Source organism: Cupriavidus sp. 05T313, from assembly GCF_056396665.1.
The window spans coordinates 1-19,022 of record NZ_JBFTLX010000078.1 but is presented as its reverse complement, the minus strand read 5'-3'; the positions used below and the strand labels follow the sequence as shown (position 1 = coordinate 19,022).

Genomic DNA, 19,022 nt, shown 5'->3' with positions numbered 1-19,022 from the left:
GGACCGTGATGACATCAGCCCCCAACCATCGGAGCCCGTCCACGGCGTGGCCCCATCGCATCGTCATCGTCGGCGGCGGCGCGGGCGGACTTGAACTGGCCACGCGGCTGGGCGACACGCTCGGCCGGCGCGGACACGCCGAAGTCACCCTGATCGAGAAGACCCGCACCCATGTGTGGAAGCCCAAGCTGCACGAGATCGCCGCCGGCAGCATGGACATGAGTGCCCACGAGGTGGGCTACCTGGCGCAATCGCATTGGCATCACTTCCGCTACCGCGTCGGGGAAATGGTGGGCCTGGACCGGGAACGCCGCGAGGTGCTCGTGGCGCCCTACGTCGACCATGAAGGACACCAGATCACACCGCAACGCACCTTTGGCTACGACACCCTGGTCATCTCCGTCGGCAGCCAAAGCAATGACTTCGGCACGCCCGGCGTCTATGAGCACGCCATGCGGCTGGAATGTCCCGCCGACGCGCTGCGCTTTCACTCGCGCATGGTCAATGCCTGCATCCGCGCGCACGCGCAGGCCACGCCCCTGCTGGCCCAGCAACTCCACGTCGCCATCATCGGCGCCGGCGCGACGGGGGTAGAACTGGCGGCGGAACTGCACCGCACCACGCGCGAGGTTGTGGCCTTCGGCCTGGACCGCGTCGATGCGGACAAGGACATCCGGGTCACCCTGATCGAGGCCGCGCCCCGCGTGCTGCCGGCCTTGCCCCCGCGCTTGTCGAGCGCCACGGAAGCCCTGCTGCGCAAGCTCGGCGTGGAGGTGCTGACCGGCGCCAAGGTCGCCGAGGTGCTGTCCGATGGCGTACTGCTCGGCGATGGCCAGCGCCTCGCGGCGGAACTGGTCGTGTGGGCGGCGGGCGTGAAAGCGCCTGATTTCCTCAGGGATATCGCGGGCCTGGAGACCAATCGCGTCAACCAGTTGATGGTCCGGCCGACGCTGCAGACCAGCCGCGACGACAACATCTTCGCCATCGGGGATTGCGCTGCCTGCGCCTGGCCCGAGGCCAATCAAGGCAAGGGGGGCTTCGTGCCGCCGCGCGCGCAAGCCGCGCACCAGCAGGCTTCGCACATGGTCAAGCAGATCCGCCGCCGCATGGCCGGCAAGCCGCTGACGGACTACCGCTACCGCGACTTCGGTTCCCTGGTATCCCTGGGCGGGTTCAGCACGGTGGGCAGCATGATGGGGGGGCCCATCGGCGGCAGCATGATGGTCGAGGGCCGCTTCGCCAGGCTGATGTACCTGTCGCTCTACAAGATGCACGAGCTGGCACTGCATGGGTTCRCCAAGGTCGCGCTCGACACGCTGGCCCGCTCGATCGTCCGGCGCACGGAACCCCATGTGAAGCTGCACTGAGTTCCATTCCAGGATCGGGCGGCGACATCCGGCCGGTCCGTCAGTCCCTCTTTTTCTACGCAGGAGAATCGTATGGAAGACGTCGTTATCGTTGCCGCCGCCAGAACCGCGGTCGGCAAGTTTGGCGGTTCGCTGTCCAAGGTCCCGGCCCCGGAACTCGGTGCTACCGTGATCAAGGCCTTGCTGGAGCGAAGCGGCCTGAAGCCGGAACTGGTCGACGAGGTCCTGCTCGGCCAGGTGCTGACCGCAGGCAGTGGGCAAAATCCCGCACGGCAGGCTGGGGTCAAGGCGGGGCTGCCGGTCGGCGTGCCCGCCATGACCATCGGCAAGGTCTGCGGCTCCGGCCTGAAGGCGGTACACCTGGCGGCCCAGGCCATCAAATGCGGCGATGCCGACATCGTCATCGCCGGCGGCCAGGAGAACATGAGCGCTTCGCCGCACGTGCTCCTGGGTTCTCGCGACGGCCAGCGCATGGGCGACTGGAAGCTGACGGACTCGATGATCGTCGATGGCCTGTGGGACGTGTACAACCAGTATCACATGGGCACCACGGCCGAGAACGTGGCCAAGGCCTACAACATCTCGCGCACCCAGCAGGACGAGTTCGCGGCCGCATCGCAGCAGAAGGCCGAGGCCGCGCAGAAGGCCGGCAAGTTCAAGGACGAGATCGTGCCCGTCTCCATCGTCTCAAAGAAAGGCACGGTGGTATTCGATAGCGACGAGTTCATCAAGCACGGCACCACGGCCGAAGCCCTGGCGGGCCTGCGGCCTGCCTTCGACAAGGCGGGCACCGTCACCGCCGGCAACGCGTCCGGGCTGAACGACGGCGCGGCGGCGGTGTTGCTGATGTCGGCGAGCAAGGCGCGCGAACTGGGCCTGACCCCGCTGGCGCGCATCGCGGCCTACGCGTCGGCAGGGATCGATCCCACCATCATGGGCATGGGTCCGGTGCCGGCTTCGCAGCGCTGTTTGCACAAAGCGGGCTGGATCGTCAACGACCTSGACCTGRTGGAAATCAACGAGGCCTTCGCGGCGCAAGCCTGCGCGGTCAACCAGGAAATGGACTGGGACACCCGCAAGATCAACGTCAACGGCGGCGCCATCGCCATCGGGCACCCCATCGGCGCTTCCGGCTGCCGCATCCTGGTCACGCTGCTTCATGAAATGGTCCGCCGCGACGCCAAACGCGGCCTGGCCTCGCTCTGCATCGGCGGCGGCATGGGCGTGGCGCTGGCCATCGAGCGCTAAGACAGCATCCCACAACAAGGAGAAAAACATGAGCAAGCAACACGTAGTACTGATCACGGGCGGCATGGGCGGCCTTGGCGAAACCATTTCGACCAAGATGGCCGATGCCGGCTACAGGGTCGCGGTGACCTATTCGCCCGGCAATACCACGCATGGCGAATGGGTTCAGCAGATGAAGGCACGCGGGTACGACATCCTTGCGGTCCCCTGCGACGTGGCCGACATCGACTCATGCGCGCAAGCTGTGGCAGCGGTCGTGGAGCAGGCCGGCCCGGTCGACGTGCTCATCAACAACGCCGGCATCACGCGCGACATGACCTTCAAGAAGATGGACAAGGTCAACTGGGACACCGTACTGCGCACCAACCTGGACAGCCTGTTCAATATGAGCAAGCAAGTGGCCGATGGCATGGTGGAGCGCGGCTGGGGCCGTATCGTCAACGTGTCGTCGGTCAACGGCTCCAAAGGCGCCTTCGGCCAGACCAACTACTCGGCGGCGAAAGCCGGCGTGCATGGTTTCACCAAGGCCCTGGCATTGGAAGTGGCCAGGAAGGGCGTCACGGTCAACACCATTTCCCCGGGCTATATCGGCACCAAGATGGTCACCGCCATTCCCGAGGACATCCTGAACACGAAGATCCTGCCGCAAATTCCGGTGGGCCGGCTGGGCAAGCCGGAGGAAGTGGCGGGCCTGATCATCTACCTGGCCTCCGAGGAAGCCGCCTTCGTGACCGGCGCCAATATCGCCATCAACGGTGGGCAGCATATGCAGTGACGCGCAACGGGACGCCGCGCCTTTCGCAGCGTCCCCATCATCCCCCCACGGAGGAGACCCGGACACATGGATCCCATCCTGCTGGCACGCACGCAGTTCGCGGCCAACATCACCTTCCATATCCTGTTCCCGACCATCAGCATCGGGCTGGGCTGGCTGTTGCTGTTCTTCCGCTGGCGCTACCTCGCCAGCGACAAGCCACAGGTCCGCCATGCATGGCTGAATGCCTATCGCTTCTGGACCAAGGTGTTCGCCCTGACCTTTGCGCTGGGCGTGGTCAGCGGCATCACCATGAGCTTCCAGTTCGGCACCAACTGGCCGGGTTTCATGGAAACGGTGGGCAACATTGCCGGGCCCCTGCTTGCCTACGAGGTGCTGACCGCGTTCTTTCTCGAAGCCGGCTTTCTCGGCGTGATGCTGTTCGGGCACGGCAAGGTGAGCGAACGTGTCCACCTGCTGTCCACCTTCTTCGTTGCGTTCGGCACCACGCTCAGCGCCTTCTGGATCCTGGCGCTTAATTCCTGGATGCAGACGCCGCAAGGCTACGAAATCGTCAATGGCGAGTTCCACGTCAGGAGCTGGATCGAGGTCATCTTCAACCCCTCCTTCCCCTACCGCTTCGCGCACGTGCTGCTCGCTTCCACTCTGACCTGCGCCTTCCTGCTCGCGGGRCTGAGTGCCTGGCAATTGCTCAGGGGCACGGCGCCGCTATCGGCGCCCAGGGTCTTGCGCGTCGGACTGACGCTCGCCGCCGCTGCGATCCCGTTGCAGATCGCCGTGGGTGACATGCACGGCCTGAACACACTCGAACACCAGCCGCAAAAGATCGCCGCAATGGAAGGCGTTTGGGACACGGAGCGTGGCGCACCCTTGCTGCTGTTTGCCATCCCCGACGAGAAGTTGCGTACGAATCACGCGGCGATCGAGATCCCCAAGCTGGCCAGCCTGATCCTGACGCATCACCCGGACGGCGAGATTCGCGGCCTGAATACGTTCGATGCGCATCCGCCCGTCCTGCCGCTGTTCTTCGCCTTCCGCGTGATGGTGGGCATGGGGATGCTGATGCTGGCCAGCAGCTGGCTGGGCTGGTGGCTTTACCGCCGCGCCGGCTGGCAGCCGCACCGCCTGCCGCGCGCGCTGCTATGGGGCTTTGCGGGCATGACCTTCTCCGGCTGGATTGCCACGGTGGCCGGCTGGTACGTCACCGAGATCGGCCGCCAACCCTATATCGTCCACGGCCTGGTACGCACCGCCGACGTAGCGTCGAACGTGCCGGCGCCGCATATCGCACTGACGCTGTCCCTGTTCGTCGCGGTCTACCTGGCGCTGATCGTTGCCTATGTCAGCGTACTGAAGTACCTGGCGGAAAAGCCGGAGGCGCTGCCTGGCGGCGATGCGGCCGCGCAGCCCGCCACGCCATCCGGCGCTGTTGCCCCACATGCCTTGCCAACCGGGAGCCCCCTATGACCTGGATGCGTCTAGACGACGCCCTGCCTGTCATCTTCATGGCGCTGATGGGCGTGGCCATGCTGGTCTACGTGATCAGCGACGGCTACGATCTCGGGGTCGGCATGCTGATGCACCGGGCCACGCCCGCCGAGAAGGRTGTCATGGTGGCTTCGATCGGTCCGTTCTGGGATGCCAACGAGACCTGGCTTGTGCTCGGCGTCGGCATCTTGCTGGTGGCTTTCCCCAAGGCGCACGGTTTGATATTGACCGCGCTTTACCTGCCGGTCACGCTGATGCTGGTCGGCCTGATCCTGCGCGGCGTGGCGTTCGACTTCCGCGTCAAGGTGAGGAGCGCGCACAAGCCGATGTGGGACAGGCTCTTCTTCGCCGGCTCGACCCTGGCATCGGTCTCGCAGGGCTGGATGCTGGGCCGCTACATCAGCGGCTTCGGCAACGGCTGGAACTACCCGCTGTTCGCGGCGGCCATCGCCATTGCGCTGCCCATGGCCTATGTGCTGCTCGGCGCGTGCTGGCTCATCATGAAAACGGAGGGCGAACTGCAGCAGCGCGCCATACAGTGGGCGAAGATCGCATGGGCGCCAATGGCCTGCGGACTCGCGCTGATCTCCGTGGCCACCCCCTGGATCAGCGCCGTGGTGCGCGAGCGCTGGTTCGTGCTGCCGCAGATCATCGCGCTGCTTGCCATCCCGATGGCAACCGGCGTCATGCTGATGGCCGTGCGCTTGTTGCTGAAGACCCGGCTGGTGCGCGGGCCTGTGGCTTGGCTGCCCTTCGTGCTGCTGATCGCTGTCTTTGTACTCAGCTTCATCGGCCTGGCCTACAGCATCTTCCCCTATGTCGTCATCCACCGCTTGACGATCTGGCAGGCCGCCAGCAGCCCGGAAGCCCTGAAGGTGATCCTGGTGGGCGTTTGCATCTCGGTGCCCGCGATCGCCGGCTACACGGTGTTCTCGTACCGGGTGTTCCGCGGCAAGACGCGCGAACTCCACTACGCTTAGCCGGGCCGCAAGAATGCTGCATCGCGACACCGCGCAAGATCCTGTCTTCGGGTTCTACCCGGGTGCTGCCCGGGGAGGTTCCGGGAGTACACTTGATCATCCTGATTTGCATGACTTGCATGACTTGTATCAGGGCGGACAAGGGTTGTACCTCCCCCCCCAGTACCGGGACGAACCATCCTGCGAGTTCGAGGACCGCGGAGAAAGGGCACGCGACATGAATCTGGGCCGTATGCGCATGATGATCGGGTGCGGTATGGCATTGATTGCGATCGCTCTGTCCGCCTGGCTCTCCTATGCCATGGCGTTGCGCGTCGGTCTCGATCAATTGCGCGTTGCGGCACAGCATCGGCTTGACGTCGTCGCCGCACGGCTGGACGGTGAACTGTCGCGGTTCGACTACCTGCCCTCGCTGCTGGAATCCACCACCGAAGTCTTCGACCTGCTCGCCCGGCCCGAAGACGCGGCGCTGAAACATCAGGTCAGCCGCTACCTGCACGGCATCACCGCGACCGCCGGCGCCGACAACCTGTACGTGACGCAACGCTCCGGCATGACGCTGGCCGCCGCGGACTGGGACCAGCCGGGAACGCCAGTGGGCGCCGACCTTTCGTTCCGCCCCTACATGCGGGATGCGCTCGCGCACGGCCAGGGCCGCTTCTATGGCGTCGGGTTTACTTCCGGCCGGCCCGGCTACTATCTCGCGTACGCGCTGCAGCAAGGCGGCACGCAGCGCGGCGTCGCCACGGTCAAGGTCAACCTCGACGCCGTGGAGCGGAACTGGATACAGATTCCCGGCAAGGTTCTTGTCGTCGACGCACGCGATGTGGTGATCCTGGCCTCGCTGCCGCAATGGCGGCTGCGGCCCCTGGCGCCCATGACGGCGGCAATGCTGGCCGAGGCCGCGCAGGCGCGAACCTATGGCAAATCCGACCTGATGCCGCTGGAATGGCAGGTACGCGCCAGGCTGGACGAACACACCCGCCGCGTGCATCTGGATGCCGTGGACTACCTGGCGTCCGAGCGCACGGTGAACCACGGCCTCTGGCGCATCGTGCTGCTGGACGACGAACTGCCCGCGCGCACACTCGCCCGCAATGCCGCCATCGGCGCCCTGCTGGCCTGCATGGTCCTGCTGCTGCTGATCCTCGTCGTTGCCCAGCGCCGGCGCGCCGCCCAACAGCAAAAGGCCGCGCAGCGCGCGCTGCGGGAAGCCCACGATAGCCTAGAGGCCAAGGTGCTCGAACGCACGGCCGAACTGCGCGCGCTGCAAAGCGACCTCGTCCATGCCGGCAAGCTGGCCGCGCTCGGGCAGATGTCCGCCGGGGTCGTGCACGAGCTGAACCAGCCCCTGGCGGCAATGCGCACGCTGTCGGACAACGCTGCCGTGCTGCTGGAAAAAGGCAGGCTCAAGGATGCCGCGGGCAACCTCCAGCGCATTGCCAACCTCATCAACCGTCTTGGCCGCCTGACGCAACAGCTGAAAGTGTTTGCGCACAAGTCCCAGGAACCCTTGCGGCCGGTCGTAGTACGGCAGGTGATACAGGACGCGCTCTTTGTCGTGACCAGCCGGATGCGGGAACTGGATATCACCGTCAACGTAGCGATTGCCCCGGATGACATCAGCGTGCTGGCCGACGACGTACGCGTGGAGCAGGTCCTGATTAACCTGCTGGGCAATGCCGCGGATGCGTTGTCGGACGCTGCGGCCAGGCGGATCGACATCCACGCGGCCGCGCACGAGGGGCAATGCCAGCTCACCATCCGCGACTCGGGCGCCGGCATCCATCCCGATGTGCTGCCGCGCCTGTTCGAACCATTCGTGACAACCAAGCCGGCGGGCAAGGGCCTGGGACTCGGCCTGATGATCTCGGCGCACATCGTGCGCGAGTTCGGCGGCCGCTTGTATGCCCGCAACCTGGCGCAGGGAGGTGCCGAATTCGTCGTCGAATTGCCGCTGGCGCCGCCCACCAAAGGGGAACATCAATGACCGACACCCATCCCATCCGCGTGATCTTCGTCGAGGACGAAGAGGATGTGCTGATAGGCAGCTCGCAGGCACTTGAGCTGGCAGGGTTCGAGGTCGACGGCTTCGCCTCGGTCGAGCAGGCGCGCAGCAGCATCAGCCTCGGCGCGCCCGCCGTGGTGGTATGCGATGTCAAGCTGCCGGGGATCAGCGGCGTGGCCTGGCTAAGCGAGCTGCTGGGCCTCGACAGCGACCTGCCCGTGATCCTGATGACCGGCCATGGCGATATCTCCATGGCCGTGCAAGCCATGCGCGTGGGCGCCTATGACTTTATCGAGAAACCGTGCTCGTCCGATCATCTTGTGTCTGTGGTCAGGCGCGCGGCCGACCGCCGCAAGCTCAGCCTGGAGGTCCGCGGCCTGCGCGAGCAACTGGAGGGCTGGCGCGGGATCCAGGCCTGCCTGATCGGCCGTTCCGCCCAGATGGAGCGCGTGCGCCGCGCGGTACGCGCCCTCGCCAATGCGCCCGCCGATGTGGTGATCTACGGAGAGACGGGGACCGGCAAGGATCTCGTCGCGCGCTGCCTACATGACCACAGCGCGCGCCGGAGCGCCAACTTCGTGCCATTGAATTGCGGCGGCTTGCCGGAGGCGCTGGCCGAAAGCGAACTGTTCGGGCACGAGGTCGGCTCGTTCACCGGCGCCACGCGCCGCCGCTGCGGCAAGTTCGAGCATGCACAAGGCGGGACGCTGTTCCTCGACGAAATCGAGAGCATGCCGTTGTCGGTGCAGGTCAAGTTCCTGCGGGCGCTGCAGGAGCGATCCATCGAGCGCGTGGGCTCCAACGAATCCATCGCGGTGGATTGCCGCGTGATCGCCGCCAGCAAGGAGGACCTGAAACTGCTCAGCGAGCAAAAGAAGTTCCGTGCCGACCTGTACTATCGCATTGGCGTCGCCTTCATCGACCTGCCGCCCCTGCGCGAGCGCCGCGAAGACATCCCGCTGCTGTTCGAGCACCTCATCCTGCAGGCGGCAACGCGCTTCGGCCGTCCGGCGCCTGTGCTCGAGAACGCCCAGTTCGACGTGCTGCTATCCCATTCCTGGCCGGGCAATGTGCGGGAGCTGCGCAATGTCGCCGACCGCTTCGTGCTCGGCCTCTTGTCCGACGATTTCGATCTGCATCACAGCCACAGCGAACCCGGCAACAGCCTGCCCGAGCAGCTCGAGCAGTTCGAACGGGTCGTTGTCATGGAGGAACTCAAGCGCCACAACTGCGATGTCGCCGCCACCGCGAAGGCACTGTCCATACCGAAGCAGACGCTGTACTCCAAGCTGCGCCGGCTCCAGATCGCTTACGACAAGGTGCAGGCGGAGGAGTAGCGGCCGAACTCCGCCAGCCCATATCCGTTTCCCGCCGCCGGCCGGCTGACGCCGGCAATCCGGCCCGTTTCTCACACTAGATCTTCACAAGGCATTTCTCATGCTGTACCAGTTCCACGAACTCAAGAGCGCCATGCTGCTGCCGCTTACCGCCCTGGCGCAAGCGACGTCGCGGACCCTCACCAACCCCCTCAGTCCGCTCTCGCTCGTGCCTTGCGCCACGCGGCTGGCGGCTGGCTATGAACTGCTCTACCGGCTGGGCAAGGATTACAAGAAGCCCTCGTTCGATATCAAGTCGGTGCAATGCCACGATCGGGACGTCCCGATCGTGGAGCAGACCATTGTCCAGAAGCCGTTCTGCAAATTGCTACGCTTCAAGCGCTATGCGGATGATCCTGCGACCATCCGGCTGCTGAAGGACGAGCCCGTGGTGCTGGTGTGCGCCCCGCTATCCGGCCACCATGCGACGCTGTTGCGCGATACGGTGCGGACCTTGCTGCGCAACCACAAGGTCTATGTGACCGACTGGGTCGATGCCCGCATGGTGCCCGTCGAGGAAGGCGCCTTCCACCTGACCGACTATGTCCGCTACATACAGGACTTTATCCGTCACATCGGCGCGGAGAAGCTGCACGTGATCTCGGTATGCCAGCCAGCGGTGCCCGTGCTGGCGGCCATTTCCCTGCTGGCTTCGGCGGGCGAGACGACGCCCAGGACCATGACGATGATGGGCGGCCCGATCGACGCGCGCCGCAGCCCGACCGCGGTGAACACGCTGGCCACCGACAAGTCCTTCGGGTGGTTCGAGAACAATGTGATCCATACCGTGCCGGCCAACTATCCGGGCCACGGGCGCAAGGTCTACCCGGGGTTCCTGCAGCATGCCGGCTTTGTAGCGACAAATCCCGACCGTCACCTCTCCTCGCACTACGACTACTACCGCAACCTCGTCGAGGGCGATCTCGACGACGCCCAGGCGCATGTGAGTTTCTATGACGAGTACAACGCCGTCCTCGACATGGCGGCCGAGTACTACCTGGACACCATCCGTGACGTGTTCCAGGAATTCCGGCTTGCCGAAGGCACCTGGGAAATCGATGGCAAGCCGGTGCGCCCCGCTGACATCAAGGGCGCGGCGCTACTGACCATCGAGGGGGAACTGGACGATATTACAGGTGCGGGCCAGACAGCCGCCGCACATGCCCTGTGCGCCGGCATTCCGGCCACGCGCAAACAGCACATCACCGCGGCGGGTTGCGGTCACTACGGCATTTTTTCGGGACGGCGGTGGCGCGAGGAGATCTATCCGCAGTTGCGCGATTTCATCGCCAGGCACCGCTGAGCCGCGGGACCCCGCTCCCCGGCTACCGGGGAACGGGCTTCCGGCTGGCGGCGGCCAGGCCGGAAGCGCTGAGAATCAGCTCGCTGGACGCCGCCCGTGGCTCGCGCCTCCAGCGCAGCAGGCCGGAACGAACCAGCCGGAGGATCTGCCACTGCGGAATATGCAGCAGTCCCCCCGGCCTCCCCGGCTCATCGAGGAAGGCCCCCTGGATCGGGACGCCCCAGGGATTGCACGAAATGCGCAGGCGGGCTCCCGTCGCCATTCTTGAGAGAAGCTCTGTCTTGTTCATCATTCGTCCGAATGGCGCGAGGGACTGACCGTCCCGCCATGCCGCATCGCTTATTCCGCCCGATCCGGCGTCGCGCGAATGAGTTCATCGAGCTGCGCGCTCATCGGCAAGCCCAGGCGCTCGCCGGTGGGCAGCTTGTCCATGAACCATTGCTTGTACATTCGTTCCAACTCCCCGGACGCGGCAAGATCCCGGACAGCCTTGTCGACCACGGCGGCAAACTGCGGATCGCCCTTGCGGAACATGATCGCGTAAGGGTCGTACGAAAGGAAATCGCGCGTCACCACAAACTTCCCCGCCGCCGGACCGCCGCTGAGAAAGCCRTACAGCAACACATCGTCCCCCGCATAAGCATCCGCACCATGGTGCAGCAATACCTGGAAAGCGTCGGCGTGATCCCGCGCCTTGATGATATTCAACTGCAGGCCGAAACGGGCGGAGAGCCGTTCGAGCGCGTCCACATTGGTAGTACCGCCGGTGGCGACGACAGACTTTCCCTTGAGGTCCCGGAAGGTCTTGACCTGCGAGCCGCGCGGCACCATAAGCTTGGTCCCGGCGACAAAGATCACCGGGGAAAATGCCGTGCGCTTCAGGCGCTCGCCGTTCCTGGTGGTCGAGCCGCACTCCAGGTCGGCCTTGCCGGAGATGACAGCGTCGAAGCGGCTTTCCGACGTGACCGCCACCCATTGAATGCCCACGTCGCGTCCCACCTCGGCAGCCGCCGCCTGCACGATCGCCCGGCAGATGTCGATGGAATAGCCAACAGGTTTGCCCAGCTTGTCGAGATATGAGAACGGCAGGGACGATTCGCGATAGGCAATCGTCAGGGTACCGCCCTCCTTCGCCTTCTTGAGCGCACCGGAAAGCTCCCCGGCCTGCTGCGCGAAAGCGGCTCCGGTGAAGAGCACCGCGCACAGCGCGGTGACAGCCCACACCGCAGCTTGCCGGAATCGGCCTTGCCCGCGTGCTTTGTTGGAATGCATGGATTCTCCTACGCTGATCGTTGGCGCGAGGCTGCCGATATGGCCTATGGCATATGGCAGCCCCGGTTTGCTCCCGGATACCGGCACCGGCTATGCCTGCGCCGCCCCCGGCTTGCCGAGCGGAGCCCGCGCATCCGGGACATTTCCGCCGCCCTGGGCTTCCAGCTCCGACTCGCTCGCCAGCTGGCCTTCCCATTTCGCAACCACCGCCGCGGCGATCGAATTGCCCACTGCATTGGTCGCCGAACGCCCCATGTCCAGGAACTGGTCGACGCCCATGATCAACAGCAGGCCGGCTTCCGGAATACCGAACTGGTTCAGCGTGGCCGCAATCACCACCAGCGATGCGCGCGGCACACCCGCCATGCCCTTGGAGGTCAGCATCAGCAACAGCAGCATGGTGATCTGCGTACTGATCGGCAAATGAATGTCGTACGCCTGGGCGATGAACAGCACGGCGAACGTGCAGTACATCATGGTGCCGTCCAGATTGAACGAATAGCCCATTGGCAGCACGAAGCTGGAGATCTTCCGGCTGACCCCGAAGCGGTCCAGCGCATCGAGCATCTTCGGGTAAGCGGCCTCGGAACTCGCGGTGGAGAACGACAGCAGGAAGGGTTCGCGGATCAGGCGGATCAGCGCGAACACCCGCTTGCCGAGGAAGAAGACCCCAGCCAGGATCAGCAAGCCCCAGAGCACCAGAAGACCCAGGTAGAAACTGCCCATGAACTTGGCGAAGGTGATCAGGATGCCCAAGCCCTGCGTGGTCACGGTCGAGGCAATCGCCGCGAACACCGCCAGCGGCGCCATCCACATCACCGCGCCCGTGATCTTGAGCATCGTTTGCGCAAGATCGTCGATCACGCCGGCCAGCCGCTTGCCGGTCTCCCCGAGCGCGGCCAGCGCGGTGCCGAAGAAGATCGAGAACACCACGATCTGCAGGATCTCATTGGTGGCCATGGCCTCCGCCACGGACTTCGGTACCAGGTGCGTGATGAAGTCTTTCAGCGTGAACGCGTTGGTCTTCAGATTGGTCGCCGCGCCCACGTCCGGCAGCGGCAAGCCGATATTGTGTCCGGGCTGCAGGGCCGTGGCGAGTACCAGCCCAAGCGAAAGCGAAAGGAACGAAGCCACGATAAACCAGCCAAGCGCCTTCACGCCAACGCGGCCCACCGTGCTCGCGTCGCCCATATGCGCGATGCCGACCACTAGCGTCGAGAACACCAGCGGCGCGATGATCATCTTGATCARCCGCAGGAAGATATCGGTAAAGACGGAGATATAGCCAGCGATCTCCTTGGCGGTGCCGGGGTCGGGGAATGCCTGGTGACAGCTGTAGCCGACAAGGACGCCGAGTATCATCGCAATGACGATATACGTGGTGATTGGACGCTTCTTCTTCATGATTGCTCCTTGGATATTCTTCAGCCTGTGATCCGCAGTGGATACCCACCGCGTGTCTTGCAGGCAATACGGGGCCCCCGCGGTCCGGTCCGGATCGCGTCCTGCTTGTGTCCCAGGTAATGGATGGCCGGTGCGTGGCCGGGGCGCACCCTGGCTGCACATCCTTGCCGCTACTTGATCGTTCCTATGCATCCATGGCTACGCGCCCGCCAGGCTCATTGAAAGCTGCCGACGTCGTCGAGCGTCCACCGGCGTGCCGGCACCACCGCATGGGGCAGCGCCGTGGCTTCCAGGTCGAACTCGATCATGCGGGCACCCGGCAGGAAATGCTGGCATGATTGCCGCCACAAGGAATCGGGCCAGACCATTTCGACGGAACCGTCATAGGGGTGATAGACCGCGGTGTACAAAGTGCCGTGCCCGCGCCCGTAGGACGTCTGAAGCAGGGGCGGCCGCAGCAAGGCGCGCAGGACATCCTTGGAGTCCTCGGCCTGCCGCACCGCCACCGCCAGTGCTTCCTCCCTGATCTCGGCCCGCGTCGCGGTGGCGTGCGCCGCCCACTCGACGCCCTGCTGCAGGTTGCTCACCGCCTGCTTGCGTACCACTTCGACCGGCTTGTCCGGGGTCACGAAGACCGTGGCCCAGTGCTCCCGGCGATCGAGCAGGCTCACCGTATAGCTCATGTGCACGGGAATGCGCGAGAGCATCTCCACGGCATCCTCGACGCTCTCGGCGAACTCCAGCACATAGCGCAGCACCAGCGGAATGCCGAAGCCGTGGCCGACCGCCTGGCGGCCCCCGAAGGACAGCGAAGCGGCAAGGCCGCTTTCGTTGATGCCGTCAAGCGCGCCCCACAAGCAGTCGTTGACCGCCACGACCCGACGGCCATGCCATCTCGATGCGAGCCACACGCCTTCGAGCAGGGCTGGCGCGAAATCGTAGTTGCGCAGTAGCGCCGGCGTGGCGCCTGCGGTCTGGCGGCCCGGCACGGGCAACCAGACCGCCTGTGCGCAACCCGCGATGTAGGGGGGCGGCCCCCACATCGACAGGAAACGCGCCTCGACGTCGCCGCCGCCGGCAAGCTCAACCAGCCGCTCCCAGGTGGGAACGAGTTCCGGCATATGGTTGCGCAAGGCTTTGCGACACATCAGGAAGCCCGGGCGGGCGCGGTCCCCGTCGCGCAGATACCATTGCCGGTATCCGGGCCAGAACTGCCGGAAGACGTTCTGCCATTGCGCGCCGGGCAAATCCTCGCTGATCGCTTCGAAAGTACAACGCATGAATGTCTCACCCCCGGGGGATTGGACCTACAAGATCTTGAACGCACCAGGCTGCGGCGCCATCTCGGCTTGCGACGACACCAGGGGCTTGGCGGCGTAGTACTGCTTGATGCCCCGGATCCAGTGATGCGCGCGCTCGTTGAGCTTGAAGTCATCGTCCATCGAGCGGCCGCGCGTAATCAGGATGCCAAGGTCCGCGCCCTCATAGCGGTAGTCGCCCGGACCGGTGATGCGCAGGAAGAACGCCTCGCGCTCGCTCTCGATCTCGCGCCGGTTGAAGTCGAAGCGGTGATAGGACACCGAGCTGTCGGCAGCCATGCGGTAGATGCCGGACGGCGGCGCGTGCGTCACCACGTCGACATTGTCATCGGTGTACTTGATGACGAGCTGGGACCATCCGTCGATAAACGATTTCTCGGCCCAGCGCTCGTTGAGCTCGCGCACATTGAGATCGAAGGGCACCCCCGAGAACTCGAGCAGATGGAACAGGAACAGGGGCGTATCCGCATACGCGAAAGCCGCATGGTTGGTCATCGGGCTGGCGCCGCAGATGCGGGGATTCAGCTCGCCGAGATACACCTCGCCACTATCGACGTCGATCAGGAAATCAAGATCGAAATAGCCGCGATACCCCTCCTCCAGCAACTGGTTGCCGAAACGGAAGGCCATGTCGCGCGCCTTCGCCCTTACCTCTTCGGAGAAGGCGCCAGGGAAGATCTCATTGCCGCACCAGCCGCCCTTGTAAGGGGTCAGCTCCCGCGCGCCCACCACCTCCGTCAGGAGCGGGCCGACCAGCGTGCCGGACTGCGTTGCGCACGCTTCCAGCGTCGCGCCCCGGCAGTTGATGCGCTTCATGATCTTGACTTCGGGGTCGTTGACGATCTCATCCTTGTGCTTGTTGAAATCGTCCTCGTTCGCGATAAAAAAGGTGGTATGCCCGGAATCGCCGAATGCGCTTTGCACCACAAGATCGCGCCCCAGCCCGTGACGTTCCGCGATCTGCATCAGATGTGCATAGCTCTGGACCTTCTCCAGCGCATTAGGTACCGACGCCACCCCGGCCTTGTTGCCGATGCGTACGGTTTCCATCTTGTTGTCGCAGCGGCTGCGCAGCGCCGCCGGGGGAAACCAGACGTCGAGACCCAGCTCGTCGGCGAGCTCCTCCGTCTTCTCGTCGAACATCAGGAAGGTGGCGGCGGGCTTGCCGCCGCGCTGCTCGATCAACTCCACCACATCCTTGTGCTGGAGCAGATAGTTGTTGATATCCTCGATCGAGGTGAACTCTTCATGCGGCAGCGCTGGCGGGACGAAGACGTTCGGATGGCGGCCGTCGAAGCAGTCGATGTAGTTGATGTACTTGAAGCGGTTGACCCACTGGTCGATGCCCAGGAGGTTGAAGTTCGTGGCACTGATAAAGTAGATTGGCCTCTCGTTCCGGTGGAACATCAGGCGCAGATCTGACACATTACGGACTTTTTCCATTGCGGTTTTCTCCTGGCGAATGCCGCACCGGCTGGACGCGGGAATCCCGCGGCCCCTGGGATTCCAGGTCCGGCACTTTTCTTCTTTCGATTTCGGCTCTGTCGCGGGAAGCCGGGCGTCGATGCCGGCCTCCCGCGCCTCTACTTTTTTGGTGCCGGACGGTCTCCCGGCGCCGCCGAGGCAACCTCATCCACCGTCGCCGTGGACACCTCGACGACCGTCGAAACCGACGCCTTCGCGGCGGCGGCAACCGCTGCGGCGGCTTCACCCGCGGCCTGTAGCGCCAGCTGTTGAAGCGCGCCATCGTTGAACACGCGGAACCCGAGTTCCGGGCGGTAGCCGTGGATTTCGCGCACATCCAACGCTTGCATGAACTCCAGGATTTCCGAGCTGATCACCTGCCCCGGCACCAGGATCGGGAATCCCGGCGGGTACGGGATGACAAACAAGGCCGATACCACTTCGCGCCCCTTGCCGATTGCCCTGGCCACCTCGGCCATGTTGAGGTACTCGCAGTTCTCCTCGTCGTAGGACATGAAGAACGCCTTGCGGATATCGCCGTCCGGCGTCTCGATCTGGCCGCTGTTGCAGACGCTGCGAAACGCGAAGTGGAAATGCGAGAAGTCCGGCAACGGCGGCAGCTCCTTCGTCAGCGAGGACACGCGTTTTTCGTGCAGGCGGCGCTCGATCATGCTCATATCCCCCGTGCGCTCGTCCAGCTCCCGGGCAATCTTGATCAAGACCTCGATCAGGTAGGCGACGGACGATCGCGTGGTGCCGATATTGGTCATGAACAGGACCGTATTCCTGGAGGTCTTGTTGATCTGGATGCCGTACTTGTCCATCAAGTACTTGTTCTTGAAGGTGTCGCCGTCGATACCGGATGTGCCGATAGACAGCGTCAGGCGCGTGGGATCCAGCGCGAACTCGTCGACCCGCCAGGCGGCTTCCATATTCGCCCAGCCGGATTCGGGGCTGTAGTACGCATCGATGCCCGAAGGCCGGTAGGCGGCAGGTACCACGCGCGAGACATTGAGGAACTGGAAGTACTTCTTCAGCAACGGATGCGAATGAATCCATTCCCGCAAGGTCATCGCCAGTTCAACCTGCCGCTGGACCAGTTCATAGCCTTCGAGCTCCACCTGGCGGCGGCCGACATCGAGCGAGGCCAGGATCTGGTAGTTCGGCGAGGTTGAGGTGTGCGTCATGTATGCCTCATGAAACGCTTCCTCGGCCTTGTCCTTGAAATCCTGGTCCCAGACGTGGATCATGGACCCCTGCCGCAATGCGGTCAGCGTCTTGTGGGTGGATTGCGTGGCGTAGACCCGCACGCGCGCACGATCCGGGTCCGGCATCAGGCGCGTCGCGACGACCTTCTCTTCATCGTCCCAGTCCGTCCCGGAGAACGACTCGGTGAACGCTTCGTAGCGGCGGCGGTACTCTTCGCTGTCCAGTTCGCGGCGCAGCCGCGACGCGGAATCCATGCCGGTACGCTGGCGATAGGTCGGGTGAAAGCGCGCAAATGCGAACCAGGCCTCGTCCCACAGGAAGATCAGATCCGGCTTGATTGCCAGGCACTCCTCCATCACCCGCTTCACATCGTAGACCACGCCATCGAAGGTGCAGTTGGTGAGCAGGACCATCTTCACCTTGTCGAGCGTGCCTGCCTGCTTGAAGCGCAGCAGCGTGCGCTTCATCTGGGACACCGGCACCGCGCCATACATCGAATAGTCGTCCAGCGGATACGAGTCGAGATAAGCGACCTTGGCGCCCGCCAGCACCATGCCGTAGTGGTGCGACTTGTGGCAATTGCGGTCCACCATCACGATGTCGCCGGGCTTGATCAGCGCCTGGACCACGATCTTGTTGGCCGTGGAAGTCCCGTTGGTGGCAAAGAACGTGCGCCGCGCGCCGAAGGCACGGGCCGCATACTCCTGCGCGACCTTGATGGGGCCGATGGGATCGAGCAGCGAATCCAGCCCGCCGGAGGTGGCCGAGGTCTCGGCCATGAACAGGTTCAGGCCATAGAACTGCGCCATGTCCTGGATCCAGTTGGAGTTCATGATCGACTTGCCGCGGGCGATGGGCAAGGCGTGGAACACGCCCGTCGGCTGCTTCGAGTATTCCTTCAGTGCGGTGAAGAACGGCGTCTTGTAGCGCTCCGAGACGCCCTTCATGATCGACATGTACAGCTCGGTATGGTCTTCTTCCCGGAAAAAGATCCGATGAAAGACTTCACCCAGGCGCGACGCGATCTCTTCCGCCTTGACGTCCGTGACCAGGTACAGGTCCAGCTCCGGCCGCAGTTCCGCGATCTTCTGACCCAGCAGAGGACCACGCTCGGACTCGGGTTGCTCTTCGATGCCCTCGTCGAGGCCTTCCAGGAACGTGCGCAGCAGGTCCAGCTCGTACTCCGACTTGAACGGAAAGCCATGCCGGATCACGCAAGCCTGCAGATTGAAGTTGAACAGCGTGGCAATCAGCGCATCTTCAAAACTGGGCACGACAACGATATCCCAGACAAAGGGATCATCCACGCGCTGCTTGCGTTGCACGCGCCGGCGCAGGGCTTCTTCGTCTTCCCGCGTCATATTGTCGACAATCAGCACTTCAAAGTACGGCCGCGCGATCTGCGCCTGCAGTTCCTCCTCGGTCTCGATCTCGGAGGGCTCTTCCGATTCCGCATCCAGGGACAGCTTCTGATGCCGATAGGTATCGCTCGCCAGCATGCGATTGATGCGATGCACCGCGATATTCAGCCGGATCAGGTCACCGGATTCGAACCAGAGGATCAGTTGCTCGAACAGCCGGTACCCGGGAAACGCCCAGAACCTTTCGATCGGCTCAAGCGTGGTCAGCGTCTCTTTCACCCGGGCGTGGCGCTCGATGAATTCCTTGCACTCCTTCCCAAGATTGACCAGCCGTCCAAGATCGTCGGTCAGGTTCATCCAACCATCCGCGCGCATCTCCCAGACGCTACGGTATCGGTTCAGGGAAGTACTCTGCCCGGTCTTTACTTTGCGTGCCGTGCTGCGTGCC

The 19,022-nt window shown here is 64.1% G+C and carries 13 protein-coding genes; 8 read left to right on the top strand and 5 right to left on the bottom strand.

Annotated elements, in window-relative coordinates; all coding sequences use genetic code 11:
- Positions 1-8: 8 nt before the first annotated feature.
- The 8 genes from AC1DKD_RS18375 (at position 9) to AC1DKD_RS18340 (ending at position 10,545) form a co-directional block, all read left to right on the top strand.
- Positions 9-1,367, top strand: a complete 1,359-nt coding sequence (locus AC1DKD_RS18375) for an NAD(P)/FAD-dependent oxidoreductase (RefSeq protein ID WP_477143544.1) — start codon at positions 9-11, stop codon at positions 1,365-1,367.
- Between the two features lie 72 nt (positions 1,368-1,439).
- A complete protein-coding gene (locus AC1DKD_RS18370) occupies positions 1,440-2,615 on the top strand; it encodes an acetyl-CoA C-acetyltransferase (RefSeq protein ID WP_477143543.1) in 1,176 nt (391 codons plus the stop codon).
- 28 nt (positions 2,616-2,643) lie between these two features.
- Positions 2,644-3,390, top strand: coding sequence for an acetoacetyl-CoA reductase (phbB, locus tag AC1DKD_RS18365; protein WP_441633465.1), 747 nt, complete (start codon positions 2,644-2,646; stop codon positions 3,388-3,390).
- 66 nt (positions 3,391-3,456) lie between these two features.
- Positions 3,457-4,857 (top strand): cytochrome ubiquinol oxidase subunit I, encoded by a 1,401-nt coding sequence (locus AC1DKD_RS18360; protein ID WP_441633467.1) that lies wholly within the window; start codon positions 3,457-3,459, stop codon positions 4,855-4,857.
- Positions 4,858-4,862: 5 nt separating this feature from the next.
- On the top strand, positions 4,863-5,858 hold the full coding sequence (locus tag AC1DKD_RS18355; protein ID WP_477143547.1) for a cytochrome d ubiquinol oxidase subunit II: 996 nt from the start codon (positions 4,863-4,865) through the stop codon (positions 5,856-5,858).
- A 217-nt stretch (positions 5,859-6,075) separates the two neighbouring features.
- Positions 6,076-7,848, top strand: coding sequence for an ATP-binding protein (locus AC1DKD_RS18350; protein WP_441633469.1), 1,773 nt, complete (start codon positions 6,076-6,078; stop codon positions 7,846-7,848).
- Complete coding sequence (locus tag AC1DKD_RS18345) at positions 7,845-9,203, top strand: sigma-54-dependent transcriptional regulator (RefSeq protein ID WP_441633471.1); 1,359 nt, start codon at positions 7,845-7,847, stop codon at positions 9,201-9,203. The genes AC1DKD_RS18350 and AC1DKD_RS18345 overlap by 4 nt, the downstream gene beginning before the upstream one ends.
- A 100-nt stretch (positions 9,204-9,303) precedes the next feature.
- A complete protein-coding gene (locus AC1DKD_RS18340; protein WP_441633473.1) occupies positions 9,304-10,545 on the top strand; it encodes a polyhydroxyalkanoate depolymerase in 1,242 nt (413 codons plus the stop codon).
- A gap of 339 nt (positions 10,546-10,884) precedes the next feature.
- On the opposite strand, the gene AC1DKD_RS18335 is transcribed toward AC1DKD_RS18340, so the two are convergent.
- The 5 genes from AC1DKD_RS18335 to AC1DKD_RS18315 all read right to left on the bottom strand — a co-directional run bounded on the left by AC1DKD_RS18335 (position 10,885) and on the right by AC1DKD_RS18315 (position 18,931).
- Positions 10,885-11,817 (bottom strand): amino acid ABC transporter substrate-binding protein, encoded by a 933-nt coding sequence (locus AC1DKD_RS18335; RefSeq protein ID WP_441633475.1) that lies wholly within the window; start codon positions 11,815-11,817, stop codon positions 10,885-10,887.
- 90 nt (positions 11,818-11,907) lie between these two features.
- Positions 11,908-13,221, bottom strand: a complete 1,314-nt coding sequence (locus AC1DKD_RS18330; protein WP_477104347.1) for a dicarboxylate/amino acid:cation symporter — start codon at positions 13,219-13,221, stop codon at positions 11,908-11,910.
- A gap of 215 nt (positions 13,222-13,436) precedes the next feature.
- Positions 13,437-14,501 (bottom strand): C45 family autoproteolytic acyltransferase/hydolase, encoded by a 1,065-nt coding sequence (locus AC1DKD_RS18325; protein WP_477104348.1) that lies wholly within the window; start codon positions 14,499-14,501, stop codon positions 13,437-13,439.
- A 27-nt stretch (positions 14,502-14,528) separates the two neighbouring features.
- Complete coding sequence (locus AC1DKD_RS18320) at positions 14,529-15,983, bottom strand: biotin carboxylase (protein ID WP_441633481.1); 1,455 nt, start codon at positions 15,981-15,983, stop codon at positions 14,529-14,531.
- Positions 15,984-16,123: 140 nt separating this feature from the next.
- Positions 16,124-18,931, bottom strand: a complete 2,808-nt coding sequence (locus AC1DKD_RS18315) for an aminotransferase class I/II-fold pyridoxal phosphate-dependent enzyme (protein ID WP_477111965.1) — start codon at positions 18,929-18,931, stop codon at positions 16,124-16,126.
- Positions 18,932-19,022: the final 91 nt, after the last annotated feature.